At 69.4% G+C, this 24543-nt stretch carries 24 protein-coding genes; 14 read left to right on the top strand and 10 right to left on the bottom strand.

The window, feature by feature from the left end:
* Positions 1–96 precede the first annotated feature (96 nt).
* Positions 97–966: a TIGR01459 family HAD-type hydrolase gene (locus BGO20_RS13325; protein WP_291664136.1), complete on the top strand. Its 870-nt coding sequence runs from the start codon at positions 97–99 to the stop codon at positions 964–966.
* A gap of 66 nt (positions 967–1032) precedes the next feature.
* On the opposite strand, the gene BGO20_RS13320 is transcribed toward BGO20_RS13325, so the two are convergent.
* Positions 1033–1416 carry a response regulator gene (locus BGO20_RS13320; protein ID WP_291664137.1) on the bottom strand — a complete coding sequence of 128 codons (384 nt, stop codon included), beginning with the start codon at positions 1414–1416 and terminating at the stop codon, positions 1033–1035.
* Between the two features lie 245 nt (positions 1417–1661).
* Here BGO20_RS13320 and BGO20_RS13315 point away from each other — a divergent pair, with 245 nt between their 5' ends.
* The 10 genes from BGO20_RS13315 (at position 1662) to BGO20_RS13270 (ending at position 13357) form a co-directional block, all read left to right on the top strand.
* Positions 1662–2117 (top strand): MaoC family dehydratase, encoded by a 456-nt coding sequence (locus BGO20_RS13315; protein ID WP_291664138.1) that lies wholly within the window; start codon positions 1662–1664, stop codon positions 2115–2117.
* Between the two features lie 95 nt (positions 2118–2212).
* Positions 2213–3196: a bifunctional riboflavin kinase/FAD synthetase gene (locus BGO20_RS13310; protein WP_291664139.1), complete on the top strand. Its 984-nt coding sequence runs from the start codon at positions 2213–2215 to the stop codon at positions 3194–3196.
* A 206-nt stretch (positions 3197–3402) separates the two neighbouring features.
* Positions 3403–6411, top strand: coding sequence for an isoleucine--tRNA ligase (gene ileS, locus BGO20_RS13305; RefSeq protein WP_291664140.1), 3009 nt, complete (start codon positions 3403–3405; stop codon positions 6409–6411).
* A complete protein-coding gene (gene lspA / locus BGO20_RS13300) occupies positions 6411–6893 on the top strand; it encodes a signal peptidase II (RefSeq protein WP_291664141.1) in 483 nt (160 codons plus the stop codon). The genes ileS and lspA overlap by 1 nt, the downstream gene beginning before the upstream one ends.
* 73 nt (positions 6894–6966) lie before the next feature.
* Positions 6967–7617: a hypothetical protein gene (locus BGO20_RS13295; protein ID WP_291664142.1), complete on the top strand. Its 651-nt coding sequence runs from the start codon at positions 6967–6969 to the stop codon at positions 7615–7617.
* Between the two features lie 120 nt (positions 7618–7737).
* On the top strand, positions 7738–9027 hold the full coding sequence (locus BGO20_RS13290; RefSeq protein WP_291664143.1) for a M16 family metallopeptidase: 1290 nt from the start codon (positions 7738–7740) through the stop codon (positions 9025–9027).
* 56 nt (positions 9028–9083) lie between these two features.
* Positions 9084–10379: a M16 family metallopeptidase gene (locus BGO20_RS13285; RefSeq protein WP_291664144.1), complete on the top strand. Its 1296-nt coding sequence runs from the start codon at positions 9084–9086 to the stop codon at positions 10377–10379.
* 47 nt (positions 10380–10426) lie between these two features.
* Entirely contained in the window at positions 10427–12241 is a 1815-nt protein-coding gene (gene mutL / locus BGO20_RS13280; protein WP_291664145.1) for a DNA mismatch repair endonuclease MutL, read from the top strand.
* Between the two features lie 188 nt (positions 12242–12429).
* Positions 12430–12717, top strand: a complete 288-nt coding sequence (locus tag BGO20_RS13275; protein ID WP_291664146.1) for a hypothetical protein — start codon at positions 12430–12432, stop codon at positions 12715–12717.
* A gap of 160 nt (positions 12718–12877) precedes the next feature.
* Positions 12878–13357, top strand: coding sequence for a VOC family protein (locus tag BGO20_RS13270; protein ID WP_291664147.1), 480 nt, complete (start codon positions 12878–12880; stop codon positions 13355–13357).
* A 3-nt stretch (positions 13358–13360) separates the two neighbouring features.
* Here the strand turns inward: BGO20_RS13270 and BGO20_RS13265 are convergent, their stop codons facing one another.
* The 4 genes from BGO20_RS13265 to BGO20_RS13250 all read right to left on the bottom strand — a co-directional run bounded on the left by BGO20_RS13265 (position 13361) and on the right by BGO20_RS13250 (position 17200).
* Positions 13361–13732, bottom strand: a complete 372-nt coding sequence (locus BGO20_RS13265; RefSeq protein ID WP_291664148.1) for a DUF2019 domain-containing protein — start codon at positions 13730–13732, stop codon at positions 13361–13363.
* Positions 13729–14379 carry a hypothetical protein gene (locus BGO20_RS13260; RefSeq protein ID WP_291664149.1) on the bottom strand — a complete coding sequence of 217 codons (651 nt, stop codon included), beginning with the start codon at positions 14377–14379 and terminating at the stop codon, positions 13729–13731. Before BGO20_RS13260 ends, BGO20_RS13265 begins: the two co-directional genes overlap by 4 nt.
* A 184-nt stretch (positions 14380–14563) precedes the next feature.
* The gene (rsmD, locus tag BGO20_RS13255) at positions 14564–15124 is read right to left on the bottom strand and encodes a 16S rRNA (guanine(966)-N(2))-methyltransferase RsmD (RefSeq protein ID WP_291664150.1); all 561 of its coding nucleotides are present in this window, start codon (positions 15122–15124) and stop codon (positions 14564–14566) included.
* Positions 15125–15127: 3 nt separating this feature from the next.
* Positions 15128–17200, bottom strand: a complete 2073-nt coding sequence (locus tag BGO20_RS13250) for a pseudouridine synthase (protein WP_291664151.1) — start codon at positions 17198–17200, stop codon at positions 15128–15130.
* A gap of 123 nt (positions 17201–17323) precedes the next feature.
* On the opposite strand from BGO20_RS13250, the gene BGO20_RS13245 reads away from it, so the two are divergent.
* Positions 17324–17788: a nucleoside deaminase gene (locus BGO20_RS13245; protein ID WP_291664152.1), complete on the top strand. Its 465-nt coding sequence runs from the start codon at positions 17324–17326 to the stop codon at positions 17786–17788.
* A 3-nt stretch (positions 17789–17791) separates the two neighbouring features.
* Here BGO20_RS13245 and BGO20_RS13240 read toward each other — a convergent pair whose 3' ends face one another.
* Both BGO20_RS13240 and BGO20_RS13235 read right to left on the bottom strand, forming a co-directional pair.
* A complete protein-coding gene (locus BGO20_RS13240; RefSeq protein WP_291664153.1) occupies positions 17792–18043 on the bottom strand; it encodes a hypothetical protein in 252 nt (83 codons plus the stop codon).
* 101 nt (positions 18044–18144) lie between these two features.
* Positions 18145–18888, bottom strand: a complete 744-nt coding sequence (locus BGO20_RS13235; RefSeq protein ID WP_291664154.1) for a sulfite exporter TauE/SafE family protein — start codon at positions 18886–18888, stop codon at positions 18145–18147.
* 105 nt (positions 18889–18993) lie between these two features.
* Here BGO20_RS13235 and BGO20_RS13230 point away from each other — a divergent pair, with 105 nt between their 5' ends.
* Positions 18994–19755 (top strand): ArsR/SmtB family transcription factor, encoded by a 762-nt coding sequence (locus tag BGO20_RS13230; protein ID WP_291664155.1) that lies wholly within the window; start codon positions 18994–18996, stop codon positions 19753–19755.
* Here the strand turns inward: BGO20_RS13230 and BGO20_RS13225 are convergent.
* Genes BGO20_RS13225 through purD form a run of 3 tightly spaced genes read right to left on the bottom strand, consistent with a single transcriptional unit; the run spans position 19715 to position 22845 of the window.
* Positions 19715–20593, bottom strand: coding sequence for a patatin-like phospholipase family protein (locus tag BGO20_RS13225; RefSeq protein WP_291664156.1), 879 nt, complete (start codon positions 20591–20593; stop codon positions 19715–19717). The two genes, BGO20_RS13230 and BGO20_RS13225, sit on opposite strands and share 41 nt — an antisense overlap.
* Before the next feature lie 27 nt (positions 20594–20620).
* A complete protein-coding gene (locus tag BGO20_RS13220; RefSeq protein ID WP_291664157.1) occupies positions 20621–21535 on the bottom strand; it encodes an alpha/beta fold hydrolase in 915 nt (304 codons plus the stop codon).
* A gap of 32 nt (positions 21536–21567) precedes the next feature.
* Positions 21568–22845 carry a phosphoribosylamine--glycine ligase gene (purD, locus tag BGO20_RS13215; protein ID WP_291664158.1) on the bottom strand — a complete coding sequence of 426 codons (1278 nt, stop codon included), beginning with the start codon at positions 22843–22845 and terminating at the stop codon, positions 21568–21570.
* Between the two features lie 93 nt (positions 22846–22938).
* Between purD and xseA the strand changes: the two genes are divergently transcribed.
* Positions 22939–24531 (top strand): exodeoxyribonuclease VII large subunit, encoded by a 1593-nt coding sequence (gene xseA / locus BGO20_RS13210; protein ID WP_291664159.1) that lies wholly within the window; start codon positions 22939–22941, stop codon positions 24529–24531.
* Positions 24532–24543 lie beyond the last annotated feature (12 nt).

Below are 24543 nucleotides of genomic sequence, written 5' to 3'. Positions count from 1 at the left end.
GTGCAGCGCATGGACGGACCCGACCAGGGTTCCGTGCCGGGCGAATCCCGTCTAGAGCAAGCCTCCGCCATCCGCCCTCATTCGTGGAGAAACGCCTTGCCGCTGACGGACGCCGAACCGGTCGCCGCCCTTCCGGGGTTTTCGGAGATCGCCGATCGCTTCGACCTGTGCTTCTGCGACGTCTGGGGCGTGGTCCATAACGGCGTGGCCGCCTTTCCCGACGCGGTCGATGCGCTGGTGAGGATGCGCGAGCGCGGCACCAGCGTCGTGCTGATGACGAATGCGCCGAGGCCGCGCGATCTGATCGCCCGCCAGCTCGACGGCTTCGGCGTGCCGCCCGCCGCCTGGGATGCGATCGTCACCTCCGGCGATGTCTGCCGCTCGTTGATCGAGGCGCGTGCCGGCCAGCCGATGTTCCGGCTCGGGCCCGACCGCGACCTGCCGCTCATCGCCGGGCTCGATGCGCCCGAGACGCGCGCCGATGAGGCGTCCTACGTGCTCTGCACCGGGCTGTTCGACGACGAGACCGATACCCCGGCGACCTACGCGGACCTGCTCGAGGGCTTTGCCGCACGCCGGCTGACCATGATTTGCGCGAACCCCGACCTGGTGGTCGAGCGCGGCGGTCAGATCGTGCCCTGCGCCGGATCGGTCGCGCTGGCCTATGAGGAGATCGGCGGAAGCGTGATCTATGCCGGCAAGCCGCACCGGCCGATCTACGAGATGGCACTCGCCATTGCGGAGGAGAAACGCGGTTCGGCGGTCGCACGCGACCGGATCTGCGCGATCGGCGACGCGATCCGCACCGATATCGCCGGGGCCGCCGGGTTCGGGGCCGCCGGCATCATGGTGCTGGCGGGCATCCATGCCCAGGACCTGATGCAGGCCTCCTGGGAGGAGCGGCACGGCTGGTTCGGCCGGCAGACGCATCGCCCGGACTACGCCATTCCGCATCTGGTCTGGTGAGGAGCGAGCGGTCACCGATGGGCGGGGCCGCCGCCCCGGGGAGGGCCGGGGCCCGAAGGCCCCGTCTCAGGCGGCGCAGACCGATTCGATCTTGGTCTTCAGCGTCTGTGCGTTGAACGGCTTGACGATGTAGTTGCTGACGCCGGCCTTCTTCGCGGCGATGACGTTCTCGGTCTTCGATTCGGCCGTGACGATGATGAACGGCGTTGTGGCCAGCTTGTCCTCGTCGCGGACGCGCTGCAGGAGCTCGAAGCCGCTCATCGGCTCCATGTTCCAGTCGGAAATGACCAGCCCGTACTTCTTGTCGCGCATCTTCTCGATCGCCGCCGAGCCGTCTGCGGCGTCGTCGACGTTCTCGAAGCCGAGCTGCTTCAGAAGGTTCCGGATGATCCGGATCATCGTCTGGTAATCATCGACGACGAGGATCGGCATTGACGGATCGAGAGCCATTGAGACGCTCCAGGCATGGCGGTTGCGGCGCCGGAACATACCCGCGCCACGCCGCCCGTTCAGGGCGGCCTCCACTCGTGCTCCGTGATAGCCGCGGCGTATTGCAAAGCCGTTAATTCGATCGCGAAGTGACGCAGCGGCATGTGCTGCGCCGCACCAAAGTCCAATTGCCGCCTTTGTGCGATTGCGAAATGATCGGTAAGTCGAGGCCGGGGGCGGGGACTGCCAGCGCCGCGAGAGACTCAATGACGGTTCAGCCGATGCCCGGGACGCTCTACACGGTTCATGCTTTCGAGGATCTGGCGGTCGGCCAGCGCGAAAGCCTGATGCGCACGGTGATGGAGCGAGACGTGGCACTTTTCGCCGAGCTGTCCGGCGATGCCAACCCGATCCATCTCTGCGACCAGTTCGCGGCCAATACCAAGTTCGGCCAGCGCATCGCCCATGGCATGCTGACCGCAAGCCTGGTCTCGGCGCTGCTTGGCACGCGCCTGCCCGGCCCCGGCGCCGTCTATCTCTCGCAGACGCTGACCTTTCTCGCCCCGGTGAAGATCGGAGACGTCGTCACGGCCCGCGTCGAGGTCGTCGAGCTGGTGGCGGAGCGGCGCCGGGCCCGCTTCTTCTGCGAGTGCCTGGTCGACGGCAAGGCGGTGATGGAAGGCGAGGCCTGGGTTGCGATGCCGCCGAAGGCCCGCCCCTGAGCCCCCCGACCGGCCTGCGGCCTTGACGCCCCGCCGGCCTTGGCCGCAAACACGAGCGTCGCCCGCCTGTCCGGGCAAGTGGACATTCTCGATCGATGCCATCCCAAGCCGATGCGCCGCCGCGCCCAGAGCCGGCGGCCGTGGTCCTCGACCTCGACAAGCCCATCCCCGACAGCCTGCGCGGCGCCGTGCTGGCGCTCGGCAATTTCGACGGCGTGCATCGCGGCCATGCCGAGCTGGCGCGGGTGGCCGGTGCCATGGCGCATGATCTCGGCACCAGGCCGGCCGCCTTCACCTTCGAGCCGCATCCGCGCAGCGTCTTCCGGCCGGAGGAGCCGGTCTTCCGGCTGACCTCGCCGCAGCTCAAGCTCGAAGGGCTGGCGGAGGCAGGCTTCGCCCAGGTCTTCGTGCTGCCGTTCGATCGCGATGTCGCCGCGATCCCCGCGGAACGCTTTGTCGACGATCTGCTCATCGCCCGACTGGGCGCGCGGGGGCTCGTCTGCGGCTACGATTTCCACTTCGGCAAGGGCCGCACCGGCTCGCCCGAGATGCTGCAGGCCCATGGCCTCGCGGTCCGCGTTCCCGTCGCCGTCGTCCCGCCGTTTTCCTGGCAGGGCGAGCCCGTCTCCTCGACGCTGGTCCGTACGGCTCTGGAGGAAGGGGATGTCGCCCGGGCCGCCGCCTTCCTCGGCCGGCCCTGGACCGTGCGCGGGCTCGTCACCCACGGCGACAAGCGCGGCCGCGACCTCGGCTATCCCACCGCCAATATGCAGCTTGCCCGCGATTGCCGGCTGCGCCACGGCATCTATGCCGTGCGGATGCGGATCGACGGCGCCTGGCATGATGGCGTCGCCAGCTTCGGCCGCCGTCCGACCTTCGACGACGGCGCGCCGCGGCTGGAGACCTTCGTCTTCGATTTTTCGGGCGATCTCTACGGCAAGCGTGTCGACGTCGCCTTCGTCGAGTGGCTGCGCGGCGAGGAGAAGTTCGATTCGCTCGCGGCGCTGATCGCTCAGATGGATGCCGATTCCGCCCGTGCGCGCGACATCCTGGCGAAGACGCCGCCCTTCCTTCCGTGATGCTCGCCTGCTAGAAGCCCCTCATGCCCGCCGAACGCGCTCTGCTGATCGATCTGTCCCGGCGAATTACGGGCCCGGCTGCCGCCTCGCACTAGACAGGTGCGGGCGCTTGCGCAGTCCGGGTTGAAGACCGCTTTTCCCGTTTCAAATGCGGATGCGCCGGGGCCCGACGACAGGCCCGCCGTCCCGATTGTCCGAGCCGCACCATGACCGACAGCACCAAGACCGCGAACGCCGCAGCCGCCGACGGCGTCGACTATTCACAGACGCTCTTCCTGCCACAGACCGAGTTCCCGATGCGCGCCGGCCTGCCGCAGCGTGAGCCGGAGCTGCTCGCCCGCTGGGCGAGGATCGATCTCTACCGCAAGCTGCGCGAGGCAGGCCAGGGGCGGGACCGTTTCGTCCTGCATGACGGCCCGCCCTATGCCAACGGCAACATCCATATCGGCCATGCGCTCAACAAGGTGCTGAAGGACTTGGTCACGCGCTCGCAGCAGATGCTCGGCCACGACTCGAACTACGTGCCGGGCTGGGACTGCCACGGCCTGCCGATCGAGTGGAAGATCGAGGAGCAGTACCGCGCCAAGGGGCTGAACAAGGACGACGTCCCGGTTGTCGAGTTCCGCAGGGAATGCCGCGCCTTCGCCGAACACTGGGTCGATGTCCAGCGCAAGGAGTTCAAGCGCCTCGGCGTCGAGGGCGACTGGGACGATCCCTATCTCACCATGGCCTATCCCGCCGAGGCGCAGATCGCCCGCGAGATCATGAAATTCGCCGAGACCGGCCAGCTCTATCGCGGCTCCAAGCCGGTGATGTGGTCGGTGGTCGAGAAGACGGCGCTCGCCGAGGCTGAGGTCGAATACGAAGAACATACGAGCGACACGGTCTATGTCGCGTTTCCGGTGCTGAATGCTCCGGCGCCGCTCGCGGGCGCTTCCATCGTCATCTGGACGACCACGCCCTGGACGATCCCGGGCAACCGCGCGATCTCCTTCCACAACAGGATCGCCTATGGCCTCTATCGCGTCACCGCTGCGCCCGAGAACAACTGGGCCAAGACCGGCGCGACCTATGTCCTCGCCAAAAACCTCGCCGAGAGCGTTTTCAAGGCGGCCAAGGTCGAGGCCTTTGAACTGGTCGCCGATGTCCCGGCCGAGCACCTTGCCGGCCTGACCGCCGCCCATCCGCTGCGCGGCCGCGGCTATGATTTCGACGTGCCGCTGCTCGACGGCGATCATGTCACCGACGATGCCGGCACGGGCTTCGTCCACACCGCGCCGGGCCATGGCCGCGAGGACTTCGACATCTGGATGGCCAATGGCCGCCAGCTTCACGAGCGCGAGATCGAGACCCGCATCCCCTACACCGTCGATGAGGACGGGCGCTTCACCAAGGATGCCCCGGGCTTCGAAGGCGCCCAGGTCATCACCGACAAGGGCGAGAAGGGCAACGCCAACGACGTCGTCATCAAGGCGCTGGTCGAGGCCGGCACCATCGTCGCGCGCGGCCGGCTGAAGCATCAGTACCCGCATTCCTGGCGCTCGAAGAAGCCGGTGATCTTCCGCAACACGCCGCAATGGTTCATCGCCATGGACAAGCCGATCGGCGAGGCCGGCGCGCCGGATGCGGCCGATCCCAAGCCTGTCGCCGGCGGCAATGCCGACACGCTGCGCAACCGCGCCCTGAAGGCGATCAAGGAGACCGAATGGGTCCCGGCCGTGGGCGAGAACCGCATCACCGGCATGATCGCCAACCGCCCCGACTGGGTGGTCTCGCGCCAGCGCGCCTGGGGCGTGCCGATCACCGTCTTCGTCGAGAAGGAGACGAAGGAAATCCTCCTCGACGCCAAGGTCAACGCGGCGATCGCGGCAGCCTTCGAGGCCGAGGGCGCCGATGCGTGGTTCACCGACACGGACGGCGCCCGCTTCCTCAGACCCTTCGGCTACGATCCGGCCAGGTATGAGCGCGTCACCGACGTGCTCGACGTCTGGTTCGATTCAGGCTCGACACATGCCTTCACCCTGGAGAAGCGCGCCGACCTCAAGACCCATCGCGTCGTCGATGGCGGCAAGGATCGTGTGATGTATCTCGAAGGCTCGGACCAGCATCGCGGCTGGTTCCATTCGAGCCTGCTCGAAAGCTGCGGCACGCGCGGCCGGGCCCCCTTCGACGTCGTCCTGACCCATGGCTTCTGCCTGGACGAGAAGGGCGAGAAGATGTCGAAGTCGAAGGGCAACGTCACCGCGCCCCAGACGGTCATCCAGGATTCCGGCGCCGATATCCTGCGCCTCTGGGTCGCGGCGGCTGATTATTCGGACGATCTGCGCATCGGCAAGGAGATCCTCAAGACCTTCGTCGAGACCTATCGCAAGCTGCGCAACACCCAGCGCTGGATGCTCGGCACGCTCGCGCATTTCAGCGAGGATGTCCGCGTCGCCGATCCGCAGACCATGCCGGAGCTGGAGCGGCTGATGCTGCACCGTCTCGCCGAGCTCGGTCCGCAGGTGATGGAGGCCTATCGGACCTACGACTACAAGAAGGTGGTGTTCCTGCTCTCGCAGTTCATGAACACCGAGCTGTCGGCCTTCTATTTCGACGTGCGCAAGGACGCGCTCTACTGCGATCCCCGGTCGAGCCATGTCCGCCGGAGCGCGCTCACCGTCGTCGACCATCTCTTCCGCTGCCTGACGACCTGGCTCGCGCCGATCCTGGTCTTCACCGCCGAGGAAGCCTGGCTGGAGCGCTATCCGCAGGTGAAGGCTGAAGATGGTTCGGTACATCTCGAGCTTTTCGTCGAGGCGCCGGAAACCTGGCTCGATCCCGAGCTGGCCGAGCGCTGGAGCAAGATCCGCCGCGTGCGCCGCGTCGTCACCGGTGCGCTGGAGCTGGAGCGTGCCGCCAAGCGCATCGGCTCGTCGCTCGAGGCCGCGCCGCAGGTCTTCGTCGCCGATCCGGACCTCATGGCCGCGCTGTCGGGAATCGACCTGGCCGAGGTCAGCATCACCTCCGGCATCCGCATCGAGAGCGGCGAGGGACCGGAAGAGGCCTTCCGCCTCGCGGATGTGCCCGGCGTCGCGGTGGTGCCGCATCGCGCCGACGGCATCAAATGCGCCCGGTCCTGGAAGTATTTCGATCCGAAGACGGCTGATCCCGCCTATCCGCAGGTGACGCCGCGCGACGCCAAGGCGCTCAGGGAACTCGGGGTAGGCGCCTGATGACGCCAGCCCGCCGCCTCGGCCTCGCCACGGTCCTGATCGTCTTCGTGGCCGATCAGATCCTGAAATGCTGGCTGCTCTACGGGGTCGGCCTCGCCGAGAACGGCCCGTTCGATCTCGCGCCGTTCCTGACGATCGTGCTCGCCTGGAACCGCGGCATCTCCTATGGGCTGTTCCAGCAGGGAACGGATATCGGCCGCTGGTTCCTGGTGGTCGTCTCCTTCGTCGCCGCCATCTGGCTCTGGCGCTGGATGTGGCGCAGCGAGGCGCGCTTCACCGTCTTCAGCCTGGCGCTGATCATCGGCGGCGCGCTGGGCAACGGGCTGGACCGGGCCTGGTACGGCGCCGTCGTCGATTTCGTGCATTTTCACTGGGGCAGTTTCAGCTGGTATATCTTCAACATCGCCGATGTGGCGATCGTTGTCGGCGTCCTGGGTCTCCTGTATGAGTCCTTCCGGCCGGCTGGGGACAAGACGGCTTGATGACGGTTCCGCCATCCTTTCGCCCTTCGTTCGTGCTTGAGGCGAGGCAGGATTGTCCAAAGGGAGATTTGACATGGCGCAACGCATCCGCGTGACGCATCTGCTGCTCGCCGGGGGGCTTGTGCTGGCGGCTGGGCCCGCCTTCGCTCAGGAAGGCATGCTCTTCAAGAACCTGATGGAAGGCACCTTCGGCGGTGGCGGCCCGGGCGGCGACATCGACTATCGCGAGCGCGCTCCGCTGGTCGTGCCGCCGAATTCGACCCTGCCGCCGCCGCAGCAGCCGGCGAGCGCGCGCAACGCGGCCTGGCCGCGGGACCCGGACGTCCTGCGCCGCAAGGAAGAGAAGTCGCCGCGTCCGTATGTCGAGGATGACGGCAACCGGCACAACCCGATGCTGTCGGCGCGCGAGCTCCAGCGCGGCCGCACGGCGAACGCGCCGCGGGTGGCGCCGCCCCGCTATGGCAACAACGATTCCTATACCAACCAGCTCGAGCCGATCCGCATCGGCAAGGAACTCGCCGCTAAGCGCAACCTCGAGAACGAGTCGAAGCTGACCTACGGCGAGGAGCCGGAGCGCAAGACCCTGACCGAGCCGCCGGTGGGCTACCGCCGGCCGGCCAGCACGGCGACCTTGGGTCCAGGCGCCTCCGGCCCGGTCGAGGACAAGCAGGCATCCGGCGAGCGCGAGTTCGTGACCGGGCAGCGGCCGGTGTTGCGTCCGTAGGCCGAGAGGCCGGCGCTCGCGCCGCCCCTTGCCGAAGTGCGGTTGCTTGACCAAGTTGCATATCGAGGGGCGGGCGCATCGTGCCCGCCCTTTCTTGTCTGAGCGTGGAGACGGCATCCGGTGAACAATCATGCGCGCCAGCCCGGCCTGGCCGAACCCGTCGAATCCTTCCGGCTCGGCAATGGCCTCGACGTCGTGGTGGTGAGCGACCGCCGCGCGCCGGTGGTGACTCACATGGTCTGGTATCGCAACGGCTCTGCCGACGATCCGGCCGGCAAGTCCGGCATCGCGCATTTCCTCGAGCACCTGATGTTCAAGGGCACGCAGCGCTGGCCGGCGGGCGAGTTCTCCAAGATCGTCGCAGGCTTCGGCGGCCAGGAGAACGCCTTCACCTCCTATGACTACACCGCCTATTTCCAGCGCGTGCCGAAGGAGCACCTGCGCGCGATGATGGACTACGAGGCGGACCGCATGACTGGCCTCTCCTTCGACGAGAGCGTCGTCGGGCCCGAGCGCGACGTGGTGCTGGAGGAGCGGCGCATGCGCGTCGATTCCGACCCGGCCGCCCAGCTCGGCGAGGAATTCTCGGCCTCGCTCTTCTTCCATCACCCCTACGGCACGCCGATCATCGGCTGGGAGCACGAGATCGAGCGGCTGAACCGCGACGACGCCTTCGCCTATTACCAGCGCTTCTACACGCCGGAGAACGCGATCCTGGTCGTCGCCGGCGATACGGACGCAGCCGAGGTCCGCAGCCTCGCCGAGGACACCTATGGCAGGATCGCGGCGCGCGGCGCCGCGCCCGTGCGCGAGCGGCCGATCGAGCCCGATCCGCGCGCCTCCCGCCGCGTCCAGCTCAACGACCCGCGCGTGCAGCAGCCCTCGCTGCGCCGTGGCTGGCTGACGCCGACCTATACCAGCGGCACGGCCGAAGAGGTCTTCGCGCTGGAGCTCGTTGCCGAGATCCTGGGCGGCGGCACCACCTCGCGGCTCTACCGCAGGCTTTGCGCCGAGGACGAGCTGGCGGCGGGCGCCAGCGCCTATTTCATGGGCTCGATGGTCGACCGCGCCGCCTTCCAGCTCTCGGTCAGCCCGCGTCCCGGCGTTGCGATGGCGACGCTGGAAAGCGGGCTCGACGCTGCGCTCGCCGCCTTCCTCGCGGACGGGCCGAGCGAGCTGGAGCTCGCCCGCGCCCGCACCCGGCTCGTCGCCGAGACGGTCTTCGCCCGTGACAACCAGGCCTCGCTCGCCCGCATCTTCGGCTCGGCGCTCGCCGTCGGCGAGACGGTCGCCGACGTGCTCGCCTGGCCGCAACGCATCGAGGCGGTGCCGCGCGAGGCGGTGGTCGAGGCGGCGCGCCGCTATCTCAGGCCGGACCGCAGCGTCACCGGCCTGCTGCTGCCGGCCTGACGCCGCCCCTTGAGTCGAAAAAGGCGGGCCGCGAAGCCCGGCCGACAGGAAACGCCATGAACGCGCCCCTTCCGACCCCGAAGCTCAACACCGCCGGCCCGGCCATCGACGTCCAGACGGTGCGCTCGCCGGGCGGCGTCGAGGCCTGGCTGGTCGAGGAGCACAGCCTGCCGCTGATCGCGGTCGATTTCGCCTTTGACGGTGGCTGCTCGCGTGATCCGGCCGACGCCGCCGGCAGCGCCTATCTGATCTCCGGCCTGCTCGACGAAGGCGCCGGCGATCTCGATGCCGAGGCCTTCCAGGGCCGCATGGCCGATCACGCCATCGGGCTCGGCTTCGATGCCCGCCGCGACGATTTCCACGGCTATCTGCAGACGCTCTCGACCCATCGCGACACCGCCTTCGACCTGCTCGGCCTCGCGCTCAACCAGCCGCGCTTCGACGCCGATGCGGTCGCACGCGTCAAGGCGCAGGTGGTCGCCGGGCTGCAGCGCCAGGCCAAGAACCCGGAGACGCTCTGCCGCAACGCGCTCTATGCCTCGGCCTTTCCCGGCCACGCCTATGGCCGTCCCGAGAAGGGTGACATCGACAGCGTCTCGCGGCTGGAAGCGCCGGCGCTCCGCTCCCTGACCCCGGCGCTGCTCGATCGCGCCGGCCTCAAAATCGTCGTGGTCGGTGACATCACCGCCGACGAGTTGGCCGGACGCCTCGATGCGCTGTTCGGTGCCTTGCCCGCCGGTGCGCCGCGCCAGCGACCGGCCGCGCCTCTGCCGATCCAGGGCCTGGGCGAAACCCATGTCATCGACCTCGACGTGCCGCAGACGGTGCTCCGCTTCGCCGGGCCGGGGCTGATGTGGGACGATCCCGATTTCATCCCGGCAAGCGTCCTGAACCATATCCTGGGCGGCTCGGCCTTCACCTCGCGCCTGTTCATGGAGGTGCGCGAGAAGCGCGGCCTCGCCTACGGCGTTTCCTCCAGCCTGCTGCCGCTGCGCGAGAGCGCCATGCTGGTCGGCGGCACCGCCACCCGCAACGACCGCGCGGCCGAGTCGATGAAGGTGATCCGCGAGGAGATGGCGAAGCTCGCCAGCGACGGCCCGACCGAACACGAGGTCGAGGAGGCCAAGCGCTACATCATCGGCTCCTATCCGCTGCGCTTCGACACCTCGCCGAAGATCGCCGGCGAATTGCTGTCTCTCGCCCTGCGCGGCGACACGCCCGACTTTCTCGCCAGCCGCAACCAGCGCTTCGCGGCCGTCACCCTGGCGGATGTAAGGCGGGCGGCGGCGCGCCTGTTCGGCCAGCCGGACCTGCTCGTCGAGGCTGTCGGACGGCCGGTCGGGCTCGCCTGAGCCAGCCGTCCGGGGTTAGGCTCCGGACAGGAGAATCGTCCGTTCCCATGACCGTCCGCCGCCTCGACCCCGTCCTCGTCGACCGCATCGCCGCCGGCGAGGTGATCGAGCGCCCGGCTGCGGCCGTGAAGGAGCTGGTCGAGAACGCGATCGACGCCGGTGCCCGTGCCATCGCCGTGACCATCGCCGGGGGTGGCCGCGAATTGATCCGCGTCGTCGACGACGGTGCCGGCATGACGCCGCAGGACCTCGCACTCGCCGTCGAGCGCCATGCCACCTCGAAATTGCCGGACGGCGACCTCTTCGCCATCGGGACCCTCGGCTTCCGCGGCGAGGCGCTGCCCTCGATCGGCTCGGTCGCGCGGCTCTCGATCGTGACCCGCCGCCACGATGCGCCGCAAGGCTCGGGCCTCGTCGTCGAGGCGGGCGAGAAGGGTGTCGTCCGGCCAGCCGCGGCCGCGCCCGGCACGCGCATCGAGGTCTCCGACCTCTTCGTCTTCACCCCCGCCCGCCTGAAGTTCCTGAAGAGCGACCGGGCCGAGGCGCAGGCCGTTTCGGAGATGCTACGCCGCCTCGCCATCGCCCATCCCGAGATCCGCTTCTCGCTCGAAGGCGAGCATGCCGGAAATTTCGACTGGCCGGCCGAGCCGATCGGCGAGGACGGCCTGCTGCGCCGGCTCGGCCGGGCGCTCGGCCGCGACTTCCCGGAGAACGCGCTGTGCATCGAGGCTGAGCGCGAGGGCTTCCGCATCTCCGGTTTCGCCGGGCTGCCGACCTTCCATCGCGGCACCTCGGCCGGCGTGCATCTCTCGGTCAATGGCCGCCCGGTGCGTGACAAGCTGCTGCTCTCGGCGGTGCGCGGCGCCTATGCCGACGTCCTGCCCTCTGACCGCCATCCGGTGCTTTTTCTCGACATCGGCTGCGATCCCCGCGCGGTCGACGTCAACGTCCATCCGGCCAAGAGCGAGGTGCGCTTCCGCGACCCGGCGCTGGTGCGCGGCCTCGTCGTCTCCGGGCTGAAGGCGGCGCTCGCCGCCGCCGGCCACCGCGCCACCACGACCGGCGGCGCCCGCACGCTCGACGCCTTCCGCGCCGTGCTCTCGATGGGCGGCGGCAACGCGATTCCGCGCCCCGCCTTTCCGGAAACCGCCAGATGGAGCGCGCCACCGAGCGCATACGCCGCGCCGTCGCAGGCCGGCTTCTCCGATTTCGTCGCCTCCTCGGCCGATGCCCGCGCGCATCTCGCCGAGCCCGCGCCGGAGGCGCTCGACCGGCCGCTCGGTGCCGCCCGCGCCCAGCTCCACGAGACCTATATCGTCGCTCAGACCCGCGAAGGCGTCGTCATCATCGATCAGCACGCCGCCCATGAGCGGCTGGTCTATGAGCGGCTCAAGGCCGAGCGCGCCCGCTCCGGCATCGCCCGCCAGCCGCTGCTGCTGCCGGAAGTGGTCGAGCTCGACCCGGTCGATGCCGATCGGCTCAACGCGGCGGCCGGCGAGCTGGAAAGCCTCGGTCTGGTCATCGAGGCCTTCGGCCCCGGGGCCGTGCTGGTGCGCGAGGCTCCCGCGCAGCTCGCCGGCGGCAATCTCCAGCGGCTCGTCCGCGACGTCGCCGACGCGCTCGCCGAGCATGGCCCGGTCTCTTCGGCTCCGGGCTCGCTGGAAAGGCGGCTCGACCATGTGCTGGCGACGATGGCCTGCCACAACTCCGTGCGCGCCGGCCGGCGCATGCGCCCCGAGGAGATGGACGCGCTGCTGCGCGAAATGGAGGTCACTCCCAATTCCGGCCAGTGCAACCATGGCCGCCCGACCTATGTCGAGCTGAAGCTCGCCGACATCGAGCGGCTGTTTGGCCGCCGTTGAGGCCGCGCGCCGCGGGGCCGCTCCCGCGCTCGCGCCTGAGCGATGAGAGAGATATCGGGCCGGCTCGCTGCGGCCTGCCGGATTGGGGGCGCGTCGAGCGGCGATTTGTGCTTCAATGCATTCTGCGGGAGGCGGCGGGCGCATCGGCCAGTCGGATTTCGCCAAAAAGATGCGGGCGGGAGGGAAGCATGAAGACACAGATGGTCTGCCCGGGCTGCCGGGGTCTCCGGTCGGTGGCGAACTTCGCCTATCCCGGGCATGTCGAGGCCTGCCCGCGCTGCGAGGCCAGCGGCTATGTCGCAGTCGCCGTCGCTGCGGCGGTTCCCGCGGCGCAGGCGGCCACGCCGGCCGCTGCGAACGATATCGGCAAGCTGCGGCAGTTGCTCAAGAGCAAATGGGACCTGCTGACCGTCGCGATGTTCACGCCGGCCTCGTGGAGCACGGCCTCGGAGTTTGCGCTCTGCGCCTGGATCTAGGTTCGGTGCCCCGCGTCGTGGCGCTGATTTGCCTGGGGCGGATGGAACGCAGGCAGCCGCGATGCATTTCATCGGAATGCTTCGCCAGCGACCGGGGGCGTGATCGCCTTTGCGCCTCCGGGGCGGGCGGGAGCGATCCGCGAGCCTGAAGGGAAGAGCCATGGCGATTGCCAAGAACACGATCTGCGTCTGGTACGATAGGGATGCGGAAGCCGCTGCCCGCTTCTACGCCGAGACTTTTCCCGACAGCGCGGTGCAGGCCGTCCATCGCGCGCCGACCGATTTTCCCTCCGGCAAGGCGGGCGACGCGCTGGTCGTCCATTTCACGGTGGCCGGCATCCCCTGCATCGGCCTCAATGGCGGCCCGACCTTCAAGCAGAGCGAAGCCTTCTCCTTCCAGATCGCGACCGACGATCAGGCGGAGACCGACCGCTACTGGAACGCCATCGTCGGCAATGGCGGCCAGGAAAGCGCCTGCGGCTGGTGCAAGGACAAATGGGGCGTGAACTGGCAGATCACGCCGCGTGTCTTGACCGAGGCCATGGCGGCCGGCGGCGAGGAGGCCAAGCGCGCCTTCACCGCGATGATGACCATGCGCAAGATCGACGTGGCCGCGATCGAGGCGGCAAGGCGGGGGTGACGCTCAGGTCGGGTGGTAGAAGCCGCGATCGAGATTCCAAAGCGTCATGCCCGCGTCGCCAGCTTGCGGAAACCATTGTTCATCGACGATTGCCTGGAGTTCTCGGCGCGCAGCGATGTAATCGACTGCGAGGTTGGCGCGGGCGGCCGTCAGCCGGACCTGCATGTTCGGATGCCCGAACAATGTCATTAGAATTCGTCTTTGGTCGCCGGGCCTCGATTTCAGTTCGTTTTCGATGGCGAGAATTCGGTCGAAGCGGCGATTGAAACTCGCGATCTCGTTGCCTTCCAAAGCATCATATTGCGCAATGCAAAGATTTTCGAAAAGCTGTTTGAGTTCTGCGGAGGTAAGTGACTTCAGCTTCGATGGAGTCATTTCAGCACCTTGAAACGCCGGAGGGCATCGCGGCCGACTTCCATATGTTCGCCCCAACCTCGTCCGCGGAGATAGTCGCGTGGTGAGAGATTGCCGAACTCGGCATTTCGTGTCGCGTACCATCCCGTGATTTCATGGTGCTTGTATCGCGGGATGCTGACGATATTGCCCGCGCCATCGATGTGGGCACGCGGAAAGCCCTCACGCGATTCCGCGCCTTGCTCCACGATGTGATGATCATCATAGCCCGGCCGCTTCTTGCCGGCCTGTTCCTGGAGCTCGGAGAACGACTTCGGCGCGTCCTGATAGGAGCGGATCGAAGGCCACTCCGTATAAAGCCAGTGTGCGGCCTCGATTGCCGTGACGACCGCGCCGATCGGGCCTGCGCGCCGCAGCGCCTGTCGCGCGATAGCCTTGGCTAGTGCCTTGGCCGCCTTGATCTTCGATGACCTGTCTGCCGAAGGATCCTTGGGCGGATCGAGCGTCGGCCCACCATTGTCGCCGATGCCGGGCTGGCGGCTCTGCCCGCCACCCTCGCCGTTTGTCCATTGGCCCCCCTCGGGGCTGCCCGCCGGTACGCGCGGCTGTTCGGGGTTGAAACCGCCCTTCTCGACGAGCGCCTGTAGACAGGCGAGTGCGCGCATCATGCGCTCGCCGGCAAGCTGACAGGCAAGGGCGTGGCGGCGAGCGGCCCGAGCGTGTCCGTACGGCTCTATCGGTCTTGGGAACGGCATCCGGCGCTTGATCTCCGCGGCGGATGCGGAGACTAAGCGCCGAATTGCGAGCGGGGATAAGTTCTCTACTTTTGCGGCGGATGCCGGCTATGCAGTCTTATTCCGCCCGCAGGATCACCACCTGCGTCTCGCCATAGGCCCGCCGCTCCAGCTCCTCGAAGCCTTCGGGCAGGCCGATCTCGGCATCGGACGCCTCCTCCAGCACGACGAGCGCATCCTGTTTCAGCCAGCCGCCGCCGCGGGCGGAGGCGAGCGCCTTCTCGCCCAGCCCCTTGCGATAGGGCGGGTCGCAGAAGACCAGGCCGAACGGCGCCATGCCGGTGATCGGGCCGAGCTTCGTCGCGTCGCGCCGGAAGATGCGGCTGAAGCCGGCGAGGCCCAGCGCCATCTGGTTCTCGCGGATCAGGCCGCGCGCCTCCATCCCGTCATCGACGAGAAGGGCGAAACCCGCGCCGCGCGAAAGCGCCTCGAAGCCGAGCGCGCCGGTGCCGGCGAAGAGGTCGAGCACGCGCGCGCCCTCGACCGCGTCGCCATAGGCATGGGCGAGCACGTTGAACAGGGATTCGCGCAAGCGGTCCGAGGTCGGCCGGATGCTGCCGATCCCCGGCTTCGGGCCGGTCAGAGACCGGCCGCGCAGGCGCCCGCCGACGATCCGCATCGCCTAGTCGCGCTTGCCGCGCGGGCCGCCGGGGCGAGGGCCCCTGCCGCCCGGACGGCCGCCACCGCCGCCCGGCTTGCCGCCGGAGGGGCGTCCGCCGAAAGGCTTGTCGCCGAAGCTGCGTCCGTGCGGCTTGTCGCCGGCCGGCCGCTCGCTGAAGCGGCGGGCCGGGCGCTCCGCCCCGTCGCGGGGCGCACGCTCGCCACGCTCGCCGCGTGGAGAGCGATCCTGCCAGGGGCGCTCATCGGCGCGGTCACGACCACCGGCTTCGTCGCGCGAACGCCGGGCGGGCCTTTCGCCGACGCTGCGCACCGGAGCCCGTGGCGCGCGTGCCTCGCCGCTGCCGCGTTCGTTGCGGGGCTTGCGATCCGGCCGGCGCCGGGTTTCCGGCTCGGCAGGGTCTTCGCGCGAAGGGGCGCTGATCCGCTCGACCAGCACGCGCCGGCCCTTGGGATCGGCGATGGCCTTGTCGCGCTTGCGCTCGACGGCACCCGTGGCCTCGCGAACCTCGCGCTCGACGCGCGGATCGGCGCCACGGCGCGGCGGCGCCTTGCGGGCGCGCTGCGGCTCGGTCTCGGCATCGCGCCAGACGCCGCGATTCCAGGATTTGTCGCCGCGCAGCTCGCGCACCGCCTCGCGCTTCGTCTCATGCGCTTCGTCACCGGTCTCGCGCCGCCGGCGCGGGCGATCCTCGGCGGCGGGCGCGCGGCGTGGCGCGCTCGGCAGCGCGTCGCGGCGCGGCGCCTCGAAATCGGCGCCGGCCCTGGCCGCCAGCTCGGTGCCGAGCTGGTCCTGCAGCACGCGCGAGCGGATTTCCTCGACCTCGCCTTCCTCGATCTCGCCCAGCTGGAACGGGCCGAAGGAGATGCGGATCAGCCGGTTGACCGCGAGCCCGAGATGCTCGAGCACGGTCTTGACTTCGCGATTCTTGCCCTCGCGTAGATCGACCGTCAGCCAGGTGTTGAAGCCCTGCTGGCGCTCGAAGCGGGCGATCACCGGCCCGTAATGCACGCCGTCGATCTCAACGCCGTCCTTCACGGTGTCGAGCCTGTCCTGCGTCACCTCGCCGAAGGCGCGCACGCGGTAGCGCCTGAGCCAGCCGGTCTCCGGCAATTCCAGCACCCGCGCCAGTCCGCCGTCATTGGTCAGCAGCAGCAGGCCCTCGGTGTTGATGTCGAGCCGGCCGATCGAGAGCACGCGCGGCAGGTCCTCCGGCAACGCCTCGAAAACGGTGGGGCGGCCTTCGGGGTCGAAATTGGTCGTCACCAGGCCGCGCGGCTTGTGGTAGAGCCAGAGCCGCGTGCGCTCGCGCGCCGGCAGCGGCTCGCCATCGACCAGCACGACATCGGTCGGCTTGACGTCGAAGGCCGGGCTTTCGAGCACCGTGCCATTCACGCTGACGCGGCCTTCCGCGATCATCGCCTCGCTGTCGCGGCGTGAGGCGACGCCGGCCCGCGCCATCACCTTGGCGATGCGCTCCGGCTCCTGCGCCGCGATCAGCTTGCCCTCGGTGGGAGCCTCCTCGCGGGGGCGGCGCGGCCGCTCGCCGCGGGTGGCATCGCGCTCGCCGCGTTGCGGCCGAGGGCGCTCGAAGCGCCGCTCGCCGTCGCCGGCTTCCGGGCGACGGGGAGGGCGGCCGAAGCCGCCGCGTGCCGGCCGTTCCGCACCTTCCGGACGTTCCCGGAAGACGCGCTCGCCGCCGCGATCGCTGCGGCGGGGGCGCTCCTCGCCGCTCCGCTCGCGGAAGGGGCGGCCTTCGCCTTCGGGCTTGAAACGTGCCGGCCGTTCGCCCTCCGTCCGGCGCGGACGCGGGGCGCTGCCCTCGGTCGGCTTGCCGAAGCGGCGGGCCGGGCGCTCCTCGCCCTCGGAATGGCCGCGGAAAGAGCGGCGCTCGCCGGCTTCGCGGAAGCCCTTGCGCTCGCCGCCGCGGCTTTCGCCGTCGCGCCCGCCGAAGCTGTGCCCGCCCGCGCCCCTGCTTCCCGGCCCCTTGCCGCCGAAGCCCTTGCCGCCGCCACGGCTGCCGGCGCCGCCGCCCTTGCCCGGGCCGCGACCTCTGTTGTTGTCGTCGTCTTTCATGACTGCTCCTGAGCCGGCCGAGCACATCCGCTTTGCGGGAAAGGCCTGGCTCGCTTATTCGCTATGACCGGCGCTTGTAGCAGAGGCTTTTCCTCGCTGCGAGCACCAAAGCAGGGGTTTTCGATGCCGCAGCCGCAACCATCCTCCGCCATCGACGCCATGGCGCTGGCCTTCGACGAGGCGAAGGCGGCTGCGGCGCGTGGAGAAGTGCCGGTCGGCGCGGTGGTGATGCGCGACGGTGCAGTGCTGGCCCATGCCGGCAACCGCACGCTGGAGCTGAAGGACCCGACCGCCCATGCCGAGATGCTGGCGCTGCGGCTGGCCGGTGCGGCTATCGGCAGCGAGCGCCTGATCGGCTGCGACCTCTACGTCACGCTCGAGCCCTGTCCGATGTGCGCGGCGGCGATCTCGTTTTCCCGCATCCGGCGGCTCTATTTCGGCGCAGGCGATCCGAAGGGCGGGGCGGTCGAGAACGGTGTCAGGCTGTATGACAGCCCGACCTGCCATCACGCGCCCGAGGTCTATGGCGGATTGCGCGAGAGCGAGGCGGCGGCGCTGCTGAGGGAGTTTTTCCGCGAGCGGCGCTGAGCCTCAGGTATCCGACGAGGTGACGCCGAATTTCCGGGCGAGCTGCGTGCGATCCATGCAGGAGACGTCATAGGTCACCTGCCGGCCCTTGAATTCGGGCCGTTTGCCGAAGTCCTTGGTCATCGCGCCGGTGATGGCGTCGATCTTGTCCTCGCAGGCCTGCGCGGTGGTGAAGCCGATCTCGCTGATCCGCGACGTCGTGCAGTGCGGCTCGCCCGAGACACAGGCCATGATGACCATGGTGAAGACATCCATGTGCTTGCTCCTGTCGCTCCGGGTTGAGGCTGCGCCGGTATGGTTAGCCAGCGGTTAACGGCAGGCGAAGCGACGAGCAGGGTCAAGCAAGAGAGGGGCCGTCAGGCGAAGCTGCGCCAGCAGAGATAGCTGCCGAGCGCCAGCAGGCCGGCGAAGAAGCAGATCTTGAAGGTCGCCGGCGAGATGCGGCCGCGGATGAACTGGCCGGCTCCCATCCCCGCGAGCGCCGGCACCAGGGCCAGCAGCGATTGCCAGGCCACGTCGCCGTTGAGCGCGCCCGCGCCGATCAGCCCGAAGGACAGGGCCAGCGTCGAGATGATGAAGGAAATGCCGAGCGCCTGCACGAGCTCGTCCTTGTCGAAGCCGAGCGCCTGCAGATAGGGCACCGCCGGCAGCACGAAGACGCCGGTCGCGGCGGTGACGATGCCGGTCGTGAAGCCGATGACGGGGCCGAGCCAGATCTCCCAGCCGGCGGGCACGCGCAGCTTCGCCGCCTTGAGGCCGACCAGCGCATAGAGGATCAGCGCGCCGCCGAGCCAGAGCGTCGCCGTGCCATGCTTCTGCTGCTGGAGCAGGCCGGCGCCGGCCCAGGTGCCGAGGCAGATGGCGAGCAGCATCGGCCAGAGCCGCCGCAAGGTCGCCGGCAGCTTCGGTCCCGTCGCGATCTGCCAGCCATTGGTGACGAGATTGGGTACGACCAGCAGGGCGGCCGCCTGCGCCGGGGCCATGACCACGCCGAGGATGCCGACCGCGATGGTCGGCAGCCCCAGCCCGATGACGCCCTTGACGAAGCCGGCGAGCACGAAGGTCGCGGTGACGAAGAGGAGGAGAGCCGTGTTGTCCATGCCCCGCTTCTGGCATCGTCGTGCTCATCTGTCGCCGGTCGATGCTACGGCCGTCACCGTAGCGTCCTCGCTTGCGATAGCGCGGCGATAGCGCATCATGCGGCCATGAGCACGTCGAACAGCTATTCAGGCCCTTATCTCGCCGAGATCGCCCATCTGATGGGCGATCCGGCCCGCGCCAACATGCTGCACGCGCTGATGGACGGGCGCGCGCTGACGGCGAAGGAGCTCGCCTGGATCGCGGGCGTCGCGCCGCAGACGGCGAGCGGCCATCTCGCCAAGCTGATGCAGGGTGGCCTGCTGGCGGTCGCCGTGCAGGGGCGCCATCGCTATTATCGTCTCGCCGGGCCGGAGGTCGCACAGGCCCTTGAAGGGCTGATGGTGCTGGCGAATATGGAAGGCAGCGGGCGCCGCCTGCCGTCGCGGGTCGGCGCGGAATTGAGCTTCGCCCGCACCTGCTACGACCACTTCGCCGGCAAGCTCGGCATCGGCATCCACGACGCGCTGATGGCGGGTGGCCATCTCGTCGCCAGCGAGGGCGGCTATGCCCTGACCGCCTCCGGCAAGGCGATCTTTGCCGCTCTCGGCGTCGATCCCGACCAGCCGGGCAGGAGCCGTCGCGCGGCCCTGCGACCCTGCCTCGACTGGAGCGAACGCCGGCCACATCTCGCCGGCCACCTCGCCGCCGCGCTCGCCTGCCGCTGTTTCGAGATGGGCTGGACGCGCCGCCGCAAGGACAGCCGCGCGGTCGCCCTGACCGGAGAGGGGCGATCGGTGCTGGAAGCCGCCTTGCCCGGCTTCCGTTGCGATGTGCCGGAGCCGGCCGTCAGCCCGTCGCGGCGAGAGCCCGTTCCAGCGCTCGCTTGACCTCGTCCTTGATCGGCTCGGCCGCGGCGAGGATCGCCTTCGCCTTGAAGAAGTCGAGCCCGCCGATGCCGTCGAGCCCGCTGCGGATCAGGATGTCGGGCGGCCGCCGCTCGACCATGCGCTGCACCAGCGTGCGCGTCAGGATCTGCGAGGCGCCGACGATCGCCTCCATCGCGCCGGGAACGCGGCCGTCGCTCGTCGCGACGGGCGGCGCGCTGACGTCGATCGCCAGCACGGTCCGGCCGGGCGCCAGCAATCGCTCATAGGGCAGTGGGTTGATCGCCCCGCCGTCGATCAGCACATGGCCCGCCAGCGCGACCGGCCGCACCAGCCCCGGAATCGCGAGCGAGGCGGCGACGGCCGGCGTCAGAGGGCCTTCCGACAACGTCACCTCGACATGGCGATGATAGTCCGCCGCCGTCGCGCTGAAGGGGATCGCGAGCTCGTCGAAACGGTCGGGTACCGCCTCCGGCCAGAACAGGTCGAGCAGGCGCTCGCCGTCGATCAAGACCGGGTTGCCGAGGCCGCGCACCAGATCGGCGAGCTTGCCGACGCGGGCGTCGAGCAGCTTCGCGACCACCCGCGGCGGGTCGCGGAAGCTGGCCAGCACATGCTCGCGCAGGGCGGCGCCGGAAAGCCCGGCGGCGTAGGCGGCGCCGATGATCGCGCCGACGGAGCATCCTGAAATCACCGCGGGCTTCAGGCCGAGCTCATCGAGCGCTTCGAGAACGGGAATCTGGCTCAGGCCCCGCGCGCCGCCGGCACCGAGCACCAGCGCGACGTCGCCGGAGGTTTTCTCGGGCGCGGACCGGAGGGGGGCGGGGTGGCGTGGCGACATCGTTCGAATCTGGCCCCCGCCACCTTCTCAGGCAAGCGGCTGCGCCAGGAAGGGCTTCAACGCTGCGAGCGTCGCCTGCGGGTTCTCCTCGGGCAGGAAATGCCCGCTCTCGATCGCATGGCCCTCGGCCTGCGGCGCGAAGCTCTCGCGCCAGATGGCGAGCGGGCTCGCGCCCTTGGCCGGGATGCCGGCCTCTCCCCACAGGATCAGGGTCGGGCAGAGGATGCGCTTGTGAGCGGCGAGATCGGCCTTGTCCTGTGTCACATCGGTGGTCGCGCCGGCGCGGTAATCCTCGCAGGCGGCATGGATGCGCGAGGGATCGCTGAAGGATTCGGCATAGGATTGCATCGCCAGCGGATCGAACAGGTCGAGCTTCTTGGCCCGGCTCCAGCTCGCGATGGTGTGGTCGAGCCAGCCGACGGGGTCGGCCTTGAGCAGGTTTTCGGGGATCGGCTCGGGCTGGGCGAGGAAGGTCCAGTGATAGACCTGCATGGCGCGGCTTGCGTTCATGCCCTCCCACATCGAGACGGTCGGCAGGATGTCGAGCAGGGCCAGCCGCTCGACCCGGCCGGGATGGTCGAGGGCGAGGCGATAGCCGACCCGCGCGCCGCGGTCATGGCCGATCACGCCGAAGCGGATATGGCCGAGCGCCTCCATCGCCGCGACGATGTCCTCGCCCATGCCGCGCTTGCTGTAGGTTTCCACGCCACCGTCGCCATGCGGCGCCGCCGACCAGCCATAGCCGCGCAGGTCGGGGCAGACCACGGTGTGCGTCTTCGCCAGCTCGGGCGCGATCCTGTGCCATTCGGCATGGGTCTGCGGGAAGCCGTGGATCAGCACGAGCGGCGGGCCTTCGCCGCCGACGCGCGCGAAGATCTTGCCGACCGGACCGTCGATCCAGTGTGCCTTGAACCCGGGAAAGAGGCTGTCGATGTTGGCCATGCCGGGAGCATAGACCCGGTCATGGCACCGTGTCAGCCTTGCTCGCGCTTCACCGCCTGCCAGCCGATGTCGCGGCGGCAGAAGCCTTCCGGCCAGTCGATGAGGTCGACGCCCCGATAGGCCTTGGCCTGCGCTTCGCCCGCGTTCTTGCCCAGGCCCACGACGTTGAGCACGCGGCCGCCATTGGCGACGAGTTCGCCCTCCTTGAGCTTGGTGCCGGCATGAAAGACGAGCACGTCGTCGAGCGCTTCGGCCTTCTCGATCCCGCGGATGACGCTGCCCGTCTCCGGCTTGGCGGGATAGCCCTTCGCCGCGAGCACCACGGTCAATGCCGTCTCCTCGCGCCAGCGCAGATCGAAGGAGCCCAGCACCCCGTCGCAGGCGGCGAGCAGCGCCGGCACGATGTCGCTCTGCAGCCGCGGCATCAGGACCTCGCATTCGGGATCGCCGAAGCGGACATTGTATTCGATCAGCTTCGGCCCTTGCGCCGTGATCATCAGCCCGGCGAAGAGCACGCCCTGGAACGGCATGCCGCGCTTGGCCATGCCGGCAAGTGTCGGGTGGATGATTTCGGTCATGACGCGCTGTTCCATGGCCGGCGTCATCACGGGAGCGGGCGAATAGGCGCCCATGCCGCCCGTATTGGGGCCGGTGTCGCCGTCGCCGACGCGCTTGTGGTCCTGCGCCGAAGCCAGCGCCAACGCGTTGGTGCCGTCGCAGAGCGCGAAGAAGCTCGCCTCCTCGCCGACCATCCATTCCTCGATCACGACCTCGGCCCCGGCCTGGCCGAGCCCGCCCGAAAACATCATGTCGATGGCTTCGTTGGCCTGGTCGAGCGTCTCGGCCATCACCACGCCCTTGCCGGCGGCGAGCCCGTCGGCCTTGACCACGATCGGCGCCCCCTGCCGCGCGACATAGGCCTTGGCGGTGTCGGCGCTGGTGAAGCGGCCGAAGGCTGCTGTCGGGATGTTGAACTGGGCGCAGAGCTCCTTGGTGAAGCCCTTCGAGCCCTCGAGCTGGGCGGCGGCCTTCGACGGTCCGAAGACCTTGATGCCGGCGGCCCGCAGATCGTCGGCGATGCCGGCGACCAGCGGCCCCTCCGGCCCGACGACGACGAGCCCGATCCCCTGCAGCCGGCAGAAGGCGACGACGGCGGCGTGGTCCGCGATATCGACGGCGACATTCTCGCCGCATTGCGCCGTGCCGGGATTGCCGGGCGCGATGAAGAGCTGCTCGCAGAGCGAGGAGGCCGATATCGCCCAGGCGAGCGCATGTTCGCGGCCGCCCGAGCCGATCAGAAGAATCTTCATGGCACCCTCTCTGCTCCGTCACCGGCGCAATACCTGCCCGGCGTCCCGGCGGCAACGCTTCTGCTGGCGGGGCGGTCCCGCTATGGTCCGGCCATGAACAGCGAATCGACACTGCCGGCGGGCAATGCGCCCGAATGGAGCGTCTCGGATCTTTCCGGCGCGCTGAAGCGCACCATCGAGGACGCCTTCGGCTATGTCCGCGTGCGCGGCGAGATTTCCGGCTATCGCGGCCCGGTCGCCTCGGGCCACGTCTACTTCTCGCTGAAGGACACCAACGCCAAGATCGACGCGGTGATCTGGAAGGGCGTCTTCGGCCGGCTGAAGACGCGGCCCCAGGAGGGGCTGGAGGTCATCGCCACCGGCAAGATCACCACCTTCGCCGGCAAGTCGAGCTACCAGATCGTCATCGACTCGCTGGAGCCGGCCGGCATCGGCGCGCTGATGGCGTTGCTGGAGGAGCGCCGCCGGAAGCTCGCCGCCGAAGGCCTCTTCGCCGAGGAGCGCAAGCAGCTCATCCCCTATCTGCCACGTGTGATCGGCGTCGTCACCTCGCCGACCGGCGCGGTCATCCGCGACATCCTGCATCGGCTGGAGGACCGCTTTCCGCGCCATGTTCTGGTCTGGCCGGTGCGCGTGCAGGGCGAGACCAGCGCGGCGGAGGTCGCCAACGCCATCGCCGGCTTCAACGCGCTTCCCGCGGGCGGGCGTATCCCACGGCCCGACGTCATCATCGTCGCGCGCGGCGGCGGCTCGCTCGAGGACCTGATGGGCTTCAACGAGGAGATCGTCGTCCGCGCAGCCGCGGCCTCCGCCATCCCGCTGGTCTCGGCCGTCGGCCACGAGACCGACACGACGCTGATCGACTTCGCCGCCGATCTGCGCTGCCCCACCCCGACCGGCGCAGCCGAAAAGGTCGTGCCGGTACGCTCCGAGCTGATGGCGTTGGTTGCCGATCTCGCCCGCCGCCATGGCGGCGCCATGCGCCGCCTTTCGGACCGGCGCCGCAGCGATCTGCGCGCGCTCGCCCGGGCCTTGCCGGGGCCGGAAGCCGTGCTGTCGGGCCCGCGCCAGCGGCTCGATCTTGCCGCGACGCGGCTCGCCCCGGCGCTCGCTCGCAATGCCCGCGCTCATGAGCAGGCGCTGCTGAACCTGTCGAGGCGGCTCGAGGCTCGCTCGCCGCGGGTCGCCCTGGCAGGATTGCGCGAAAAGCTGAACGGCTTTGCGCGCGGGCTGGCGGCGGCGCGCGGCAATGCGATCGCCAGCGAGCGCGCTCGCATCGCCCATGTCCGGGATCGGCTGGCGACGCTTGAGATGCGCGCGCGCAATGCCTTCGGCCAGAGCCTCGGGCGGCGTCGCGAACGCGGCATCCAGCTTGGCGACCGCGCCACGCGGGCCTTCGCCCAGGGGGTGCATCGCCGCGGCGATCGTCTCGGCTCGCTCTGGGCGCTGATCCGGTCCCTTGGCCCGGAGGCCGTGCTGGGGCGCGGCTATGCCCTGGTCCGCGACGAAGGCGGCGCGCTCCTGCGCAGCGTCGCGCAGGCGCAGCCGGGGCAGGCGCTGACCGTTCAGCTCAGCGATGGGCGCTTCGGCGCCGTGGTTTCGGGCGGCGGCGGAACGGCGCCGAAGCCCGCCCCCCGCGCTGTCCGCAAGGAGCCGTCGGGGTCGGGCCAGGGCGACCTGTTCTGAGCGGCGCCGCGC

Origin of the sequence: Allobosea sp. 67-29, assembly GCF_001898115.1 — a bacterium.
In the GTDB taxonomy this organism is placed as follows: domain Bacteria; phylum Pseudomonadota; class Alphaproteobacteria; order Rhizobiales; family Beijerinckiaceae; genus Allobosea.
The sequence above is the reverse complement of the archived record's forward strand: the minus strand, read 5'-3'. Positions and strand labels throughout refer to the sequence as shown.

Bases quoted from the DNA above. Each gene is read 5' to 3' on its own strand.
- BGO20_RS13320 (WP_291664137.1), bottom strand. From the start codon at position 1,416: ATGGCTCTCGATCCGTCAATGCCGATCCTCGTCGTCGATGATTACCAG.
- BGO20_RS13315 (WP_291664138.1), top strand. From the start codon at position 1,662: ATGACGGTTCAGCCGATGCCCGGGACGCTCTACACGGTTCATGCTTTC.
- BGO20_RS13310 (WP_291664139.1), top strand. From the start codon at position 2,213: ATGCCATCCCAAGCCGATGCGCCGCCGCGCCCAGAGCCGGCGGCCGTG.
- ileS (WP_291664140.1), top strand. From the start codon at position 3,403: ATGACCGACAGCACCAAGACCGCGAACGCCGCAGCCGCCGACGGCGTC.
- lspA (WP_291664141.1), top strand. From the start codon at position 6,411: ATGACGCCAGCCCGCCGCCTCGGCCTCGCCACGGTCCTGATCGTCTTC.
- BGO20_RS13295 (WP_291664142.1), top strand. From the start codon at position 6,967: ATGGCGCAACGCATCCGCGTGACGCATCTGCTGCTCGCCGGGGGGCTT.
- BGO20_RS13285 (WP_291664144.1), top strand. From the start codon at position 9,084: ATGAACGCGCCCCTTCCGACCCCGAAGCTCAACACCGCCGGCCCGGCC.
- mutL (WP_291664145.1), top strand. From the start codon at position 10,427: ATGACCGTCCGCCGCCTCGACCCCGTCCTCGTCGACCGCATCGCCGCC.
- BGO20_RS13275 (WP_291664146.1), top strand. From the start codon at position 12,430: ATGAAGACACAGATGGTCTGCCCGGGCTGCCGGGGTCTCCGGTCGGTG.
- BGO20_RS13270 (WP_291664147.1), top strand. From the start codon at position 12,878: ATGGCGATTGCCAAGAACACGATCTGCGTCTGGTACGATAGGGATGCG.
- BGO20_RS13265 (WP_291664148.1), bottom strand. From the start codon at position 13,732: ATGACTCCATCGAAGCTGAAGTCACTTACCTCCGCAGAACTCAAACAG.
- BGO20_RS13260 (WP_291664149.1), bottom strand. From the start codon at position 14,379: ATGATGCGCGCACTCGCCTGTCTACAGGCGCTCGTCGAGAAGGGCGGT.
- rsmD (WP_291664150.1), bottom strand. From the start codon at position 15,124: ATGCGGATCGTCGGCGGGCGCCTGCGCGGCCGGTCTCTGACCGGCCCG.
- BGO20_RS13250 (WP_291664151.1), bottom strand. From the start codon at position 17,200: ATGAAAGACGACGACAACAACAGAGGTCGCGGCCCGGGCAAGGGCGGC.
- BGO20_RS13245 (WP_291664152.1), top strand. From the start codon at position 17,324: ATGCCGCAGCCGCAACCATCCTCCGCCATCGACGCCATGGCGCTGGCC.
- BGO20_RS13240 (WP_291664153.1), bottom strand. From the start codon at position 18,043: ATGGATGTCTTCACCATGGTCATCATGGCCTGTGTCTCGGGCGAGCCG.
- BGO20_RS13235 (WP_291664154.1), bottom strand. From the start codon at position 18,888: ATGGACAACACGGCTCTCCTCCTCTTCGTCACCGCGACCTTCGTGCTC.
- BGO20_RS13230 (WP_291664155.1), top strand. From the start codon at position 18,994: ATGAGCACGTCGAACAGCTATTCAGGCCCTTATCTCGCCGAGATCGCC.
- BGO20_RS13225 (WP_291664156.1), bottom strand. From the start codon at position 20,593: ATGTCGCCACGCCACCCCGCCCCCCTCCGGTCCGCGCCCGAGAAAACC.
- BGO20_RS13220 (WP_291664157.1), bottom strand. From the start codon at position 21,535: ATGGCCAACATCGACAGCCTCTTTCCCGGGTTCAAGGCACACTGGATC.
- purD (WP_291664158.1), bottom strand. From the start codon at position 22,845: ATGAAGATTCTTCTGATCGGCTCGGGCGGCCGCGAACATGCGCTCGCC.
- xseA (WP_291664159.1), top strand. From the start codon at position 22,939: ATGAACAGCGAATCGACACTGCCGGCGGGCAATGCGCCCGAATGGAGC.